Annotated in this window: 15 protein-coding genes; 9 read left to right on the forward strand and 6 right to left on the reverse strand. The window is 38.2% G+C overall.

Annotated elements, in window-relative coordinates; all coding sequences use genetic code 11:
• Nucleotides 1–10: 10 nt before the first annotated feature.
• Both FUA48_RS11580 and FUA48_RS11585 read right to left on the reverse strand, forming a co-directional pair.
• Nucleotides 11–2371, reverse strand: a complete 2361-nt coding sequence (locus tag FUA48_RS11580) for a glycosyltransferase (protein WP_147583676.1) — start codon at nucleotides 2369–2371, stop codon at nucleotides 11–13.
• 118 nt (nucleotides 2372–2489) lie between these two features.
• Nucleotides 2490–2753 carry a hypothetical protein gene (locus tag FUA48_RS11585; protein ID WP_147583677.1) on the reverse strand — a complete coding sequence of 88 codons (264 nt, stop codon included), beginning with the start codon at nucleotides 2751–2753 and terminating at the stop codon, nucleotides 2490–2492.
• A gap of 353 nt (nucleotides 2754–3106) precedes the next feature.
• Between FUA48_RS11585 and FUA48_RS11590 the strand changes: the two genes are divergently transcribed.
• The 4 genes from FUA48_RS11590 (at nucleotide 3107) to FUA48_RS11605 (ending at nucleotide 7918) form a co-directional block, all read left to right on the forward strand.
• Complete coding sequence (locus tag FUA48_RS11590; RefSeq protein ID WP_147583678.1) at nucleotides 3107–5296, forward strand: glutamine synthetase III family protein; 2190 nt, start codon at nucleotides 3107–3109, stop codon at nucleotides 5294–5296.
• 103 nt (nucleotides 5297–5399) lie between these two features.
• Nucleotides 5400–6182, forward strand: coding sequence for an OmpA family protein (locus FUA48_RS11595; RefSeq protein ID WP_168196976.1), 783 nt, complete (start codon nucleotides 5400–5402; stop codon nucleotides 6180–6182).
• Between the two features lie 6 nt (nucleotides 6183–6188).
• Nucleotides 6189–6968: an OmpA family protein gene (locus tag FUA48_RS11600; RefSeq protein WP_147583680.1), complete on the forward strand. Its 780-nt coding sequence runs from the start codon at nucleotides 6189–6191 to the stop codon at nucleotides 6966–6968.
• Nucleotides 6969–7021: 53 nt separating this feature from the next.
• On the forward strand, nucleotides 7022–7918 hold the full coding sequence (locus FUA48_RS11605; protein WP_147583681.1) for an OmpA family protein: 897 nt from the start codon (nucleotides 7022–7024) through the stop codon (nucleotides 7916–7918).
• Nucleotides 7919–8353: 435 nt separating this feature from the next.
• On the opposite strand, the gene FUA48_RS11610 is transcribed toward FUA48_RS11605, so the two are convergent.
• The 4 genes from FUA48_RS11610 to FUA48_RS11625 form a co-directional block, all read right to left on the reverse strand.
• On the reverse strand, nucleotides 8354–8995 hold the full coding sequence (locus FUA48_RS11610) for a TRADD-N-associated membrane domain-containing protein (RefSeq protein ID WP_147583682.1): 642 nt from the start codon (nucleotides 8993–8995) through the stop codon (nucleotides 8354–8356).
• 190 nt (nucleotides 8996–9185) lie between these two features.
• Entirely contained in the window at nucleotides 9186–9578 is a 393-nt protein-coding gene (gene msrB / locus FUA48_RS11615; protein WP_147583683.1) for a peptide-methionine (R)-S-oxide reductase MsrB, read from the reverse strand.
• A 4-nt stretch (nucleotides 9579–9582) separates the two neighbouring features.
• Nucleotides 9583–10101 carry a peptide-methionine (R)-S-oxide reductase MsrB gene (gene msrB / locus FUA48_RS11620; protein WP_147583684.1) on the reverse strand — a complete coding sequence of 173 codons (519 nt, stop codon included), beginning with the start codon at nucleotides 10099–10101 and terminating at the stop codon, nucleotides 9583–9585.
• The gene (locus tag FUA48_RS11625; RefSeq protein ID WP_147583685.1) at nucleotides 10098–10961 is read right to left on the reverse strand and encodes an alpha/beta fold hydrolase; all 864 of its coding nucleotides are present in this window, start codon (nucleotides 10959–10961) and stop codon (nucleotides 10098–10100) included. The genes msrB (FUA48_RS11620) and FUA48_RS11625 overlap by 4 nt, the downstream gene beginning before the upstream one ends.
• 67 nt (nucleotides 10962–11028) lie before the next feature.
• Here FUA48_RS11625 and FUA48_RS11630 point away from each other — a divergent pair, with 67 nt between their 5' ends.
• From FUA48_RS11630 to FUA48_RS11650, 5 genes are all read left to right on the forward strand, one after another.
• On the forward strand, nucleotides 11029–11376 hold the full coding sequence (locus tag FUA48_RS11630) for a DUF1801 domain-containing protein (protein WP_147583686.1): 348 nt from the start codon (nucleotides 11029–11031) through the stop codon (nucleotides 11374–11376).
• 111 nt (nucleotides 11377–11487) lie between these two features.
• Nucleotides 11488–12303: a M48 family metallopeptidase gene (locus FUA48_RS11635; RefSeq protein ID WP_147583687.1), complete on the forward strand. Its 816-nt coding sequence runs from the start codon at nucleotides 11488–11490 to the stop codon at nucleotides 12301–12303.
• A 274-nt stretch (nucleotides 12304–12577) separates the two neighbouring features.
• Nucleotides 12578–13132 (forward strand): hypothetical protein, encoded by a 555-nt coding sequence (locus tag FUA48_RS11640; protein ID WP_147583688.1) that lies wholly within the window; start codon nucleotides 12578–12580, stop codon nucleotides 13130–13132.
• 218 nt (nucleotides 13133–13350) lie between these two features.
• Nucleotides 13351–14316, forward strand: coding sequence for a hypothetical protein (locus FUA48_RS11645; protein WP_147583689.1), 966 nt, complete (start codon nucleotides 13351–13353; stop codon nucleotides 14314–14316).
• Nucleotides 14317–14542: 226 nt separating this feature from the next.
• The gene (locus tag FUA48_RS11650; protein WP_147583690.1) at nucleotides 14543–15856 is read left to right on the forward strand and encodes an MFS transporter; all 1314 of its coding nucleotides are present in this window, start codon (nucleotides 14543–14545) and stop codon (nucleotides 15854–15856) included.
• Nucleotides 15857–15904 lie beyond the last annotated feature (48 nt).

Here is a 15904-nt window from a genome sequence, read left to right on the forward strand (position 1 = left end):
CATAATCGAATTAAAACTTCTCAAGATGTTTGGTAATCGTGTTTTTTAATTTTCTCCTGAAATAAATCTGATCGGGATTACCAAAGTATTTTGTAATGGTTAGTCGTGCCATTAAATAGCTTAGGGTAGACTCTGCACCCTGATTAAGGTTTACATTGTGTTGCTCAAGTCCGTCAAAGCAACCTCCCGTGCACGGGTTATAAATAATTTGTTGAAGATGGTTGTTACCCAAAAACCAGTTAAAGGCCATTTCCATTTTAGTAAGGTATTTTTCTTCCTTAAAAATATCATGGAACTTGCGTAATGCCATTATGGTATAGGCCACATCTATAGGCTGCTCGCCATAACGCTTTTTATCCTCCTGACCTTTAAAATACCATCCGTCGTTTGGTACGACCTTAATAGAGTTTTCGTCAAAAATTACATCCAGTAAAAAGTCCATAGACTCCTTAGCGATGTCTTTGTAAACCTCTTCTCCTGTAATGGTATAGCAAAGTAATAATGCTTCAGGCAATACACTATTGGCATACGTTAAGTAACTCTCAAACCAATGCCAGTTCTCTTCTTTTTCATGGCGGTACATCTGCACCATCCTGTCGGCAAAGAGTTTTATGTATATAATAGTATCGTCGTCTTTTATTGTTCTGTTATAGTAGTATAGCCCTTTAATAACAAAAGCCATAGCACGGGTAGAATAAATACCTTTTGTTAACGATAAAGAGTTTTGGAACATTGCCTCAGCCCTTTGTACATATTCTGTAGGTAGTATATTTGCCACAGATATCAAATAACCCAGCGCCCACATGGCACGACCCGAACTATCTTCAAGATTTTCGTTGTTGTTTTGTTCTGTAAAGTTCTTATCAAGATCTACATAGTTAATAAACCGGCCATCTTTCATATGGCAATATTCTATATAACTTAAATAGGTATTTATGTATGGCAGTACACTTTCGTCTTTGTATTTTTTATAGTGCTGACACATAGCAATAAGTGCACGTGCATTATCATCCACAGTATAACCAGATGCCTTATCGGGTTTGTTTAGCTTACTGAACTGCAGCATACCAAAATCGGTAGTCATAGCCTTAATGTGATTAAGGTTCACTTCAGGATTGCGGTAGTGAAGCTTAATAGCGTTTCCCGCAGTCTGCTCCAATAGTATGGCATGATCTACGGCAGAGTTTTCCCATGCTGTATGTATAATTTTATGCAGGCCGTTTAATACCATTGTTTCGCGCAGCGTATCGTCGGCTAACAGTTTATTGATGGCTGCTGCAAGTTGTGGCGAATTTCCGAAATCGAAAGTTATACCTGTATCTCCCGCCAATACTTCGCGCGCATGCGGAATAGGAGTAGATACTATGGCACAACCACAGCTAAGGGCATATGAGAATGTACCGCTTACTGCCTGGTTAGGGTCTTTAGAAGTAAACAGGTAAATATCTGTCATCTGCAGGTACTCTAACAGTTCCGGCAGGGGCACATATTTATTGATAAAAGCCACATGGTTCTCAAGGCCAAGTTCGTTTATCTTCTGTACAAGTGAATCCCTGTACGTTTCGCCCTCATGTAAAAATACCGTAGGATGTGTTTTTCCTATAATAAGGAATAACACATCGGGATTTTTCTCGATAACCTGCGGCAATGCCTCTAAGGTAGTTTCGATACTCTTACCTGAGCTTAAAAGCCCGAAAGTAGAGAGAATGGTCTTGCCTTGGTAACCATACTTAGCCTTTAGGTTGTTTTTATCGGAATGCGGAACCAAATGCGTTCCGTGTGGTATAACCGTAATAAGGCTACGGTCTATTATATAGTCGCGCACCAATATATCGGCCGCGTTGTTTGTCATTACTATAAGTGAGTCTACCCTGTTAAGTATGTGCTGTACGTTAGCTTTAAAAACTTCGTCAGGGTTAGGCAGTACGGTATGGAAAACCACGGTAAGCGGTTTTTGTACGGCATCTATAAACTCGTTGAATTCTTTTGTGCTTTCGGCAAAAAGACCAAACTCATGCTGAATAAGAACAATTTTAATATTCTCGTCTTCATTTAATGCCTTAGCAAGTTTTATGTATGATTCCGGTTCTGATGTGTCAAGAATGTATTTTACATCCGGATCGGTATACGTATGTTTTTCGTTTTTGTTTTCCAGTGCACATACCTTTATAGAAAACGAATCCACATACTGATTGTTAAGGGCCTTAATTAGGTCCTGAGAATAGGTAGCTATACCACACTGCCTTGGGGGGTAGGTAGTAATCACTACAATTTCGGGTAAAGGTTTATTAATGTCTATATCCTTTACGATCTGTTCAATCAGTAATGGGTATTGCTGGTATTTGTTACCGGCATTATTTCTGTTTTTCATGGCGTGGCTCCTTTTTTTTGCAGTTAATTTTAATCGATTTAAAAACCGGTTATAAAAGGCTATAACCGGTTTCAAAAGTGTTTATAATAATAAATAAGGGACTTCCTTTTATTATCTTTTACGCCTGGGCTGCATTGTTTACCCAGTCGTTAGCTCTTTCTTTTGCGCTGTTTACTGCTTCTTTAGTTTCGGCAGCGGCGTTTTTAAGCTCTTTGCCGGCTTTACGTTGCAGTTCGTTTAATTTACCTTTAAAATGGTCTTTTGCCTGAGCGGCATTTGCTTCAAAATTTTTCCTGTCATTCCTTCTCTTTGCAAAGTAAGCAGCTACACCTGCTAAGGCTACAGCTCCTGCTGCAATACCTATCATTGTTTTCCTGTTCATTTTTTTATATATTTAGGTTATCAAATTTCGATCACCTAAAATTACCACAATCTTTACCTAAGGCGTGTTTTGGTTATGGAATATTTAACACAATTAACAATGCTTTGAGAATTTTAAATTTTATTTAACTGATGTAAGAATTTTTTTGAAAAAAATGCAATATAAAGTTAAGCAATAGTTGTGTAAGTGTCAAGTTTAGGGTAGGGTATTTTTATTTTAGGGGTAATTTTTATTAAGTTAGTAAAATTTGGAAATATGACCCCCTAAAAAATAGGGGTATCTTAATTTTGAATCAAAAAATTTATATATTTGCATCGATTTTTAATATCATTAATAATTTAAAATTTAGTTTCATGTCAACAATTCGTTTTCAGGCCTTAAAAGAAACCGCAGGCAGAAAGCCGGTTAAAGTAGAAGAACTGGACCGTAAATCTGCTATTTTCGGTACCAATGTGTTCAACGACAAGTCTATGCGTCAATTTTTAACACCTGAGGCATATCAGGCAGTAAAAGGGGCTGTACAGTATGGAACAAAAATTGAAAGAAAACTGGCTGATTATGTAGCTATGGGTATGAAAGAGTGGGCTCTTTCTAAAGGTGTAACTCACTATACTCACTGGTTCCAGCCATTAACAGGTACTACAGCAGAGAAGCACGATGCTTTCTTCGAAACTTCTTTTGACGGTAGCGACCCAATCGAAAAATTTGGTGGTAGCCAGTTAGTACAACAGGAGCCGGATGCTTCAAGTTTCCCTAACGGAGGTATTCGTAATACTTTTGAAGCTCGTGGTTATACTGCATGGGATCCTACATCACCAGCCTTTATATTTGGTACTACTTTATGTATACCTACTGTGTTTGTATCTTACACAGGTGAGGCACTTGACTATAAAACTCCATTATTACGTGCATTACATTCTATAGACGAAGCTGCTACAGATGTATGCCGTTACTTTGATAAAAACGTTAAGAAAGTTACTCCAACCCTTGGTTGGGAACAGGAATATTTCCTTATAGATGCAGCCCTTGCTGCTTCAAGACCGGATATTACACTTACAGGACGTACACTTTTAGGACACACTTCTGCTAAAGGGCAGCAGTTAGAAGACCACTATTTTGGTTCTATCCCTACAAGGGTTCTTAATTATATGAGAGACCTTGAAAACGAGTGTATGCTTTTAGGTATACCTGTAAAAACACGTCACAACGAGGTTGCTCCTAACCAGTTTGAGCTTGCTCCTATATTTGAGGAAACTAACCTTGCTGTAGACCACAACTCATTACTAATGGATGTAATGCAAAAAGTTGCAGAGCGCCATGACTTTAAAGTGCTTTTCCACGAGAAGCCATTCCAGGGAGTAAACGGTAGCGGTAAGCACAACAACTGGTCGCTTGCTACAGATACAGGTGTTAACCTGTTAGGTCCCGGTAAAACGCCAATGAGCAACTTACAGTTCCTTACTTTCTTTATCAACACTATTAAAGCTGTTTACACTAACGAGCAGCTGATGAGAGCTTCTATCGCTTCTGCTTCAAACGATCACAGACTTGGAGCTAACGAGGCACCGCCGGCAATCATTTCTGTATTCATCGGTCAGCAGCTTACAAAAGTTCTTGAGGAGTTAGAAGGTGTATCTAACGGTAAACTTTCTCCTGAAGAAAAAACAGATCTTAAACTTAACGTAGTAGGTAAAATTCCGGATGTATTACTTGATAATACTGACAGAAACAGAACTTCTCCGTTTGCCTTTACAGGTAATAAATTTGAGTTCAGGGCAGTAGGTTCCAGCGCTAACTGTGCTAACTCAATGACAATTCTTAATGCTATCGTAGCTAAACAGCTTAAAGACTTCAAGAAAGAGGTTGACGCTCTAATTGCTGCTAAAGGCATGAAGAAAGACGATGCTATCTTTAACATCTTAAGAGAGTACATCAAAGAAACTAAAAACATCCTTTTTGAAGGTGACGGTTACAGCGATGAGTGGGAGAAAGAGGCTGCAAAACGCGGACTAAGCAATAACAAAACTACTCCACAGGCGCTTAAAGCTAAAGTTTCTAAACAATCTCTTGCTTTATTTGAAGAACTTGGCGTAATGAACCACGTTGAGGTTGAGGCTCGTTATGAAATTGAACTGGAAGAGTACGTTAAAAAAATCCAGATAGAAGGCCGTGTGTTAGGCGATATTGCTCGTAACCACGTAATCCCTACAGCTATCCGTTACCAAAACATTCTTATCGAGAACGTAAAAGGTCTTAAAGAGATATTTGGTCAGGATTTTGAAACAATCGGTAAAGAGCAGATTATCCTTATCAAAGAAATTTCTGAGCACATTGCGGGTATCAACTCTAAAGTGGAAGAAATGACTGAAGAGCGTAAAAAAGCTAACAACCTTAGCAGTACTGAGGAAATGGCAACTGCTTACTGCGATAACGTAAAACCTTACTTTGATGTAATTAGAAAGCACTGTGACAAACTGGAGCTTCTTGTTGACGATGAGTTATGGACACTTACTAAATACAGAGAGTTATTATTTACAAGATAATAGCTTACCTTATAAAACTGAAAGCCCTGCGCATTGCGCAGGGCTTTTTTATACTAAACTGGTAAGAAGGGGCGTTTCTATTAAAAGAATTAACCAACCCCTCATGAAACACACCTTTACTTTACTTATGCTGGCTGTTATTTTCTTTACACATGCCCAGCAAAAACACACCGTTTATTTTGATTTTGATATCGATGAGGCAAACAGTTCGTCTGTTTCCAATCTGGATAACTGGATGGCTCAAAACAAAAATGCCATTGTAGAAAAAGTGTATGGTTATGCCGACAGCAAAGGCAGCAACGATTATAATATAGATCTTTCACAACGCAGGGCAGATGATGTACTAAACAGGCTTAAGGCTTATGGTATTGCCGTAAACAATAATGTTGAGGTAAAAGCCTTTGGAGAGGATTTTGAGCAGGATGAGAATGAGGCAAAGAACCGCAAGGTGGAGATATATTATACACTATCTAAAGAGATCAGTTCTGAACCAAAACCGGAAAAAAAAGAATTAGCCCGTAGGGTAGAAGGATCTAAATTAGGAGATAAGCTAAGATTAGAGAACTTAAATTTTTATGGTAATTCAGCTCATTTTTTACCGGAATCGATACCTGTTCTGGAAGAGCTATTGATGGTAATGAAAAATAATCCTAATCTTAAAATTCAAATACAGGGTCATATATGCTGTGAAAAGACAGCAATGCACCCAGTGTCGATGGACAGGGCTAAAGCAGTATATAGTTATTTGGTAAATAACGGCATTCCCCATTCCAGACTTTCATATAAGGATTTTGGAGGAAGTTCTCCAATATACAATATTCCTGAGATGAATGAAAGAGAAAGAATTACTAACCGAAGAGTTGAAATAGAAATAATTGCTAATTAGTTTATAATGAAACTCACCTTTACCATACTATTGCTTGCCATTTTTACCTTTACTCAGGCACAGCAAAAGCATACCGTTTATTTTGACTTTGATATTGATGAGGCTAACAGTTCGTCTATAGCCGGATTTGATAACTGGTTAAAGGAAAATAAAAATGCAGTAATACTAAAAGTAGTAGGTTGTGCCGATAGTGTAGGCAGTATACCCTATAACAGGAATTTATCGTTACGCAGGGCTAAAGATGTTGTAAACCGGTTGCAGAAAAATAAAATAGCCTTTGCCGAAGATTTTGAGATACAGGCTTTAGGCGAAGAATTTGAGCAGGATAAAGAGCAGGCAAAAAACCGTAAGGTTGAAGTGTATTATGGTTTGCCTGTTGTTGCAGAAGTTATTGAAAAGACGGAATCTGATTTTGCCAAAAAAGTAAAACAGTCTAAAGTTGGAGATAAGCTAAAGCTACCGGAGCTCTATTTTTATAACTATTCTGATATTGTAGTGCCATGGTCAAGGCCTGTGCTGGATGATCTTTTCATTATTATGCGTGATAACCCTAAGCTTAAAATAGATATACAGGGGCATATTTGCTGTGAAATGGTTGAAACAGGAGATATTTCGCGTTTAAGGGCTAGAGCGGTTTATGGCTATTTGGTTCGTAGCGGGATAGATAAAAGCAGGTTATCCTACCAGGGACTTAAAAGCAGTCATCCTGTTTATCCATTACCCGAAAAAAATGAAGACGAGCGTAATGCCAACAGGCGTGTAGAGATTGAGATAATAGAGAATTAACTTTTTTGTAATAAATAAAAGGTTATTTTCGTAATGTATCAGAAAACATAAAAATGAGAAACCCCGTTTTAATAATACTGTTTTTTTTGCTGTCGTTTACCGCAACTGCCCAAAAGCAATATTCTCTTTATTTTGATTCCAATAAATATGAGATTGATCCTGCTTCTGACCAGATGCGAATCTTTAAGTCATGGATGGCTGCAAACAAGGAGTCAAAAATTGTTTCCATTAACGGTTTTACCGACGAGGATGGTACGATAACATCTAACGATACACTGGCACAGCGTAGGGTTGCGTATGTATTCGGACTTATAAACGGGAACATTAAAATAAGGGACGATTTTGAAACCCGCAGTTTTGGTGAGCTTCATAAGCATTATGACGAAAAGGCCAAAAACAGGAGAGTAGATATATTTTACATCCGTAAGGATGAACTGCACCGTGAAAACGAAATTTTAGGTATAGAGGAAGAGCCTAAACCGGAACCGGAAAAGAAACCTATAGTATATACAGAGAAGATTGTACTTCGCAATCCTAACGGTACTACCGATGAGATAATACTGGATACGGTTTTTATGAAAAAAGTGGGTACGGCAAAACCGGGTGAGCACCTGGCTATGAAGAACCTTAACTTTTATGAAAATACTTTTGCCATAACTCAGGAGTCAAGACCAAGGTTGTTTGAGCTGCTGGAAGTTATGCGCTTACACCCTAAGCTTAAAATCAAGATACAGGGGCATATTTGCTGTATGGAAGGCGATCCGCGTGACCTGAGTACCAAAAGGGCAAAGGCCGTATTTATGTTCCTTCAGCAGTATGGCGTGCTTAAGAGCCGACTTTCGTTTGAAGGTTTGGGTACTTCACAACCACTTTATCCGTTACCGGAAAACAATGAGGAAGAACGCGCCGCTAACCGCCGCGTAGAGATTCTTGTTGTGGAAAACGAGTAGTCAGTATTGAGTGTTCAGTAATCAGTTTTCAGGTCGGGTGCTCAGTTCCCCTCTTGAGAGGGGTTAGGGGTGTGTTGAATCACTCGTAATTGTCATTGCGAAGGATGAAGCAATCTGTTTTCCATTCCGACTGTAGCGATAGCGTAATGGAGGAATCTCAAAGATTAATAAATTTAAATAAAGAGTAATAAGAGATGTCTCCCTCCGGTTCGACATGACAAACAGAGTGTTACATTTATTACAAAATACTTCTTCTTTTGTCTTGACACAAAAGAACCAAAAAGTCAAGGCTATGACTCCTTAAGCTAAAAATTACTGTACTCGGCTAAACCATCCGAACTCGGCTGTCGCCTCAAACAGCGGATGCTTTTTTACACTTTGCTTGTAATTTTCTTTACGCTACGGAGCCTGATGCCATAGCTTCATTTGAAAATATTATTTTGGCTCAATCTTATATTCGGAATCAATGATTTTAAGAACAATCTCTCTATAGACAGAGTCTTTTTCTTCATTAGATATTTTATCAACTAATTGTATTGAAAGTAATACGTTAGCGGATCTTTGTAAGCTTATATGAAAAAGGCTAAGTTGGTCAAGAGCTTTACTATATAGCCAAAAGAATAGACCAGCAATAATTTCGACAATTGCTCCTGCTATTGTGGATAATAATGAAATAGAATTTTCAGATGAAAATAATAAACCTTTAAAAAAAATTAGAACACCAATTATTGAAATCATTAAAGCTGCTATAAATGATGAAATAGCTTGTTTCCTTGTCAAGGAATAATAACCTCTTAATTCACGGACATGAGTTATCATTAATAACAAGACATTACTACCATCAGAGTCTATGTTTTTTACAGTGCCAGAAATTTTATCTAAATTTTCCTCAACTTTTTTTTCAATTTCTTTATTATTAGAAAGAGATCTTTGTAAAATATACATTATCAAAATTAAAAAAGTAATTTTGATAACTAAAGCTAACGTATCTTGGTCAGTCCAATCCCATTCAATAAGTTTAGCAGGATTATTTCTTGGCTTAGGTACGCCACCTATAAGAGTGATTATTTCAAACATAGTAAGGCTATTTTATACGAATATAGGTAAAAACAAAATATAGTTAGAGATAATTTAATTCAAACTATGGATGTTGAAATGTGTATAATAAATTAATATTTACTCAAAAAAATATTTAGTTGTGTCCGCTCCCAATGACATACATAAACAAAAAAATCCCCGCTATTGCGGGGATTAGTATCTGTAAAAATTATTCTTTAAAATCAACCGACAGGGAGTTAACGCAGTAACGCTGCCCTGTAGGAGTAGGTCCGTCATCAAATACGTGGCCAAGGTGTCCGCCGCAATTGGCACACATTATCTCTGTACGTACCATACCATGAGAGGTATCTTTTACATATTCAATTTTTCCCGGTAGTGCTTCGTCAAACGAAGGCCATCCGCAACGGGAATCAAATTTTGAGTCGGAAGCAAAAAGCGGTTCGCCACACGCTCCGCATACATAAGTTCCTTTTTCAAAATGCAGGTTGTACTTACCGGAGTGTGGGAACTCGGTGCCTTTTTGCCTAAGTATTTTATAGCGTTCAAAGCCTAACTGTTCTTTCCATTCGGCTTCAGATTTGTTTACTTTATAGTCTTTCATTTACTTACTGGTTTTTAGTTTTTTTAAGCTCTTCGGCAGGTATAAACTTAATTGATACCGAATTGGTACAAAAACGGTTTCCGGTAGTTTCCTTAGGTCCGTCATCAAACACGTGGCCTAAGTGCCCGCCACAGTTGGCACACATTACCTCGGTACGGTGCATACCGTGAGTAAAATCTTCTTTATAAACAACCGAACCTTTTATAGCCTCGTCAAACGAAGGCCATCCGCAGTGAGAATTAAACTTATTGTCTGATTTAAACAAAGGGTTTTCGCAGGCAGCGCATACATATACACCATCCTCAAAAAACTCATCATATTTGCCGGTGTAAGCGCGTTCGGTTCCTTTTTGGCGAAGTACTTCATATTCCTCAGGGGTAAGCTGCTCTTTCCACTGGGCATCGGTTTTGTTTACCTTAAACTGTCCTTTGGCTTCGGTTTTTGCTGTTTCTTTTTCTTTTTTTGTTTGCCCGTTGCATGCCGTTAGGCTGAACAGGATTAGTAGGGCCATTATTTTTTTCATGCTAGTAAGAATTGGGTTAACGTTTTGATGACCGTACTGTCGCCCAAAATTTTGCGATGCCCCAAACCCTGCGTAATAACCAGTTGGCTGTTTGCCAAATGGCTGTGAATATGGTGTGCAGCGGTAACAGGTACATCGGTGTCGTTTTCGTCGTGAACAACCATAACGGGTACAGTAACTGCCTGTGCTGCTATATACGCTGAATAGGTATTGATGGTTTCGCCAAACTTCTTTTCAAACAGCTTTATCATCAGGTTACCAGTACCAATATTCATGCCTAACTGATTTATAAAGTGATCCATTATATCTTTTATCACATCGCCGCTGCCTATTATTACCGCCTTATCTACCTGTAGCCCGCGCTTTATAGCATTTAGTACACTCATACCGCCCAGGGAGTGCCCTATGGCAAATGTAAACGGACCGTATACTTTTTGCAGTTCAAGTATGCAGGCAATAAACTCGGTCATGTCGCTGGTCTTACCTGGCGACTTTCCGTGTGCAGGAGCATCAAAGCTAATGGTGCTGTACCCTTTTTTAAGCATCTTGTCGGCAATGGAGTGCAGTTGCGTTCCGCGTCCGCTCCAGCCGTGTACCAGAAGTACTTTTTTATCCGATTCACCATAATGGTAAACCATTATCTTTTTGTTTAATGCGGGTATATTTATAAATTCCTGCCTGCTTTCGGTATCCATTTTTTCTTCCCTTTTTGGTATAGGGAATTTAATGGGGGTAATAAATATTTTCATGGCAAACTTGGCCGCCATTTTTACCGATGTGGCTTCCAGTATTTTAGCCGTAATGCGTATAGGCTTGGGTATAGCCATACTTTGGCGTTGTGAGCCGCTGTTTATAGACATAATGAGATGCGATTAATACCTGCAAGTTAGAAATTTCTTACCTTACACTATATTAAAATTGAATTAAATGCTTCGTCCTATTGATAATTATTTTTTGCAGAAACAGGAACCCGTAAAAAGCTGTATGCTGTACCTGCGTGACTATATCGCTAAGTTTGATGCCGGTATTACCGAAGACTGGAAATATGGCATGCCGTTTTTTTGCTTTAAAGGCAAAATGCTATGCTATTTATGGACCGATAAGAAAACAGGACAGCCTTATATTGGGTTTGTAGACGGAAAGCTGCTGGACTTCCCTCAACTCAAACAGGAAAAGCGTGCCCGTATGAAAACCTTTGCCGTAAATCCTGAAGCAGATATTCCGGTAGGGGAGATAGCCGAAGTTTTAGCTGCCGCGCTGGTATTGAGGAAGTAAAATATTAATGTGCAAACCTTCACAATATTTTAACTGACTGGTGGTATTTATTAGGAAGATTACAGGAAAATATTTACTAATTTTGAACTGGATAACCAATTCTACGCGATTATGAGAAAGAGTGTTTTAGTATTATCAGGTTTTATACTGATGATGTTTTTTGCGTGTACCACAAATCCTTTTACAGGTAAAACGCAGTTTAATGCCGTATCTAACGACCAGATTTTTCCGGCGGCTTTTCAGCAGTATGACGAGTTTTTAAAGGAAAACAAGGTAATTACCGGTACATCTGATGCTAAGATGGTAACTACTGTAGGGCAAAAAATTGCTGCCGCTGCAGAGAAATACCTTAACGCTAACGGGTATCAGGGGTATTTAAAAGATTATCAGTGGGAATATAAGCTGGTACAAGATCCGGCGTTAAACGCATGGTGTATGCCGGGTGGTAAAATTGTGGTATATACAGGTATATTACCGGTTACTAAAACTGAGGCGGGACTTGCAACAGTATTAGGTCACGAAATATCGCACGCGTTACTTAACCACGGTGGTCAGCGTATGACGGCACAACAGGCACAACAGGTAGGTGCTGCCGTTTTAGGTGCTGCAACAACCGGAGAGAGTGAGGCTGCACAGCAAATATATATGCAGGCTTATGGGGTAGGATCTAATGTTTTGGGTGTATTGCCATTTAGCAGAAACCACGAGAGCGAAGCTGATAAATACGGACTTATACTTATGGCTATTGCAGGATACAACCCTGATGATGCGCTTGCTTTCTGGCAAAGAATGTCGGCTCAGGGTGGTGGCGGTACTCCTGAACTGCTTAGTACACACCCAAGTGATGCCACTAGGATTGCCAACCTTCAAAAAATGATTCCTGAGGCTAAAGCTGAAGCAGCTAAGTTTGGGGTAACGTTTAAATAAGATAAATAAGACTTAGAGATAAAAGATAAGAGATGTGAGACATCTGTTTATAATATATAGCCCCGCGAAAGCGGGGCTTTTTTTATTGTTCTTTTGTCATTGCGAGGAGGAACGACCCCGCTGTGCGTGGCAGGCTGTGGCAATCTGTTTTTTCCATTCCGACTGTAGCGATAGCGTAATGGAGGAATCTCATGAGTAAGAGATGTCTTTCTTCGGTCGACATGGCAAGTACAATGTTAACTATGACAGAATACTTTTTTACTATCTTTCGGGTATGAAAAAACTAATCACCTTACCCGTATTATTTCTTTTAGCTTTATCGTGTAAGCAAAAAGACACAGTAACTGTTCAAACTGAACGGGAAATAAAACTGTCTTTATATCATATAAAATGCACTACAGATATTAAAGGAGTAAGTTTTGATACGCTAAATTATTTTGAGAGAGATTCCTTGAGTCTTAAAAGGATACAGGTTAAAGATACACTTACATACATTTATCCTTACAGGTATATGATGGATTATACAGATACCCTTGCAATAACCAAAACCAATGTTGTTTTAAGGGACGAACTTAAGTACCTTTCTCAAAAAACATTTAAACTGAACGGAAAACCTATTGTTGTAAAGAAATACCTTCAGGATGTTTTTCCAACAGGGCCTACAGGAAATGTTTTTATAAACGATTCGTTGGGTATTGTTATGAGCAGAATGGTTGGCCACCCTTACTCGGTGCATATACATTGTTATGATGTTGAAAATCTTGAAGAACTGCATAAATCAATAGCTGTTGATGATGTCTTTTTTGAACTTATTATTACAAAGTCATGATAAAACTTTTTTTCCTTACAGGTGATGTGGTTGCTCTTTTGAGTATCGTAATAGGAATATCTTTGATCCCTGCTGTTATTGCCTGTTTATTGGTCCGTTTTTTTGTGTCAAAAGAATACAGGATATGGTGGGTATATTTAATGGCGTTTGTGGCTATTCTTGTAATAAGTTTTTTTGTCGTATTTGAAATAGTAACAACACCTTCTTAAATGACTAGCATGAAAATTCAGCTTACTCTATTCTTTTTATTACTCTGTAGTTTTTTACAGGCTCAGGATATACCGGGAGTTGAACCTTTTGAGTTTCAAAAGAGTCAGTTGCGCCAAAATCCCTATATAGAGGAGTTGGGTTTAGATGATAAAAATGCACTTATTATAAAAACACAGGCATATAGTCCGTGGAGTTTGGGAAAAAGTTCGAGTTACCTTGTTGTTTTAACTAATGTTAAAATGTTTAAGTATTACCGCTACATACATACCGCATATAGCGAAGATGTACTTAAAAGCAGCGAGATTACCGATGCTGCCGAAAAAACAAAACTTCTTAAGCTTATAAACGCTACTACCCAAATAAAAAGCGGGATGCTTAACATTACAAAAAAGGATACGGGAGAAGAACTTGTTATTTTCGATGCCGGTACCTGTAGCATAGAGATACATCAGGGCGAACTTATGTCGGTACTTGAGAGTTATGCACCACATGAAGCTATTGAGTATGGATATCCGGGAGCAGAGGAAAGGCAAAAACTGCTGGATGCGGCAAATGGTTTTAATTTTTATGACGACCTGTTTAGAGAAGTGATTTATATTGAGTTTAATGATAATACTCAAAACACCAGTAAAGAGCTTAAATATAATAATATTGAGTTTAGGGAAGAACCTTACATTCGCGAAGATAAATTTGAATTTGATACCCTAAGGAAGAAACCGCAAGAAATAAAATATATTGATATTAAAGACAAATTGCTAAGTAAAACAGAGGCAAATAAAAGGCTTCAGTATCTTTGTGATAAAGAAACAAAAGAATACATAAAAAACAGTCAGGATAAACGCCCTGTACCACCGCCTTATTATCCTGAAAGGTTTTTCAGCAAAGTTTACCTTTACGTAAAGACTGATGATGAAAAGGGTTTGTTTTATGAGGTTAACTGGCGTTGCAAAGCATTGAAAACCCCTTTAGATTAATGAAAAAATACTTAGCGTTGTCATTGCGAGGAGGAACGACGTGGCAATCTGTTTTTTCCATTCCGACTGTAGCGATAGCGTAATGGAGGAATCTCATGAGTAAGAGATGTCTCCTGCCATCGACATGACAAGTACACTGTTCACTACATACTAAAATCTAACGCTGCGATAATCCTATAATCCAAAAAATAAGTTAGTTTTGGCAAAACAAACCAAATAATTAAGTATGTCAGTACAATTACAAAAGGGCGATAAAAAGCTTCTTAATGCCTGGGCGTTTTACGATTGGGCCAACTCTGTTTACAGCCTTGTAATCGCTTCGGCGGTTTTTCCCATATTTTATGATCTGCTTTTTGATAAAAGGGAGAAGTATATTGCTGTTTTTGGCAGTAATGTAAAAGATACCGCGCTAATGAGCTTTGTAACCGCTTTTGCCTTTTTGGTAGTGGCGTTTATTTCGCCGTTGCTTTCGGGTATTGCCGATTACAGCGGAAACAAAAAAGTGTTCCTTAAGCTTTTTTGCTACTTAGGTGCGCTGTCTTGTATAGGGTTGTATTGGTTTAGTCTTGAAGACATTTACTGGAGTCTTGTATGCTACTTTTTCGGACTTATAGGATTTTGGGGCAGTCTTGTGTTCTATAACTCCTACCTGCCTGATATTGCTCACCCGGAACAACAGGATGGTGTGAGCGCTAAGGGATATTCGTTAGGATATATAGGTAGTGTTATACTGCTTATTTTTAACCTTGTTATGGTAATGAAGCCGGGGTGGTTTGGTATTGAAGGTAATGATAATGAAGCTGCCGAAAAAGCCATGCGTTGGTCGTTTGTATCGGTAGGGGTGTGGTGGATACTTTTTAGCCAGTACACTTATTATTATTTACCAAAAGGAAATAAAGAAAGGAATAAAGTAACCGGAGATGTTATGCTTAACGGCTTTAGGGAACTACGCAAAGTATGGAGACAGCTAAAGCAAACCACTATGCTAAAACGTTACTTAGGGGCATTTTTTGTATACAGTATGGCAGTACAAACCGTAATGCTTGTGGCAACTTATTTTGGAGCTAAAGAAGTACAATGGGGTGAAGGCGGTAAACAAATGGGACTTATTGTAAGTATACTGCTAATACAGCTTGTAGCTGTTGCCGGTGCTGTTATAACTTCAAGATTATCTGCAAAATACGGAAACATTAAAACACTTATAGGTATTAACTGTGTGTGGGCTGTAATTTGTGTGGCTGCATTTTTTGTAACGCTGCCTATACACTTTTATATAACGGCAGGTTTTGTAGGTCTTGTAATGGGGGGTATACAGTCGCTTTCAAGAAGTACCTATTCTAAAATGTTGCCTGAAACTCAGGATACTGCATCATTTTTCAGTTTTTATGATGTTACCGAAAAGATAGGTATTGTAATAGGTATGGTGCTTTATGGTGCTATTGACCAGTATTTTGGAAGTATGCGTTATTCTGTCGTATTCCTTACATTATTCTTTGTAATAGGTATCTTTTTACTGATGCGTGTATTAAAAAAACATTAAGATATTAAAAAAAATAATTTATATTTGGACACCTAACAAGCAAAAACC

The organism is Flavobacterium alkalisoli (genome assembly GCF_008000935.1).
GTDB lineage: Bacteria > Bacteroidota > Bacteroidia > Flavobacteriales > Flavobacteriaceae > Flavobacterium > Flavobacterium alkalisoli.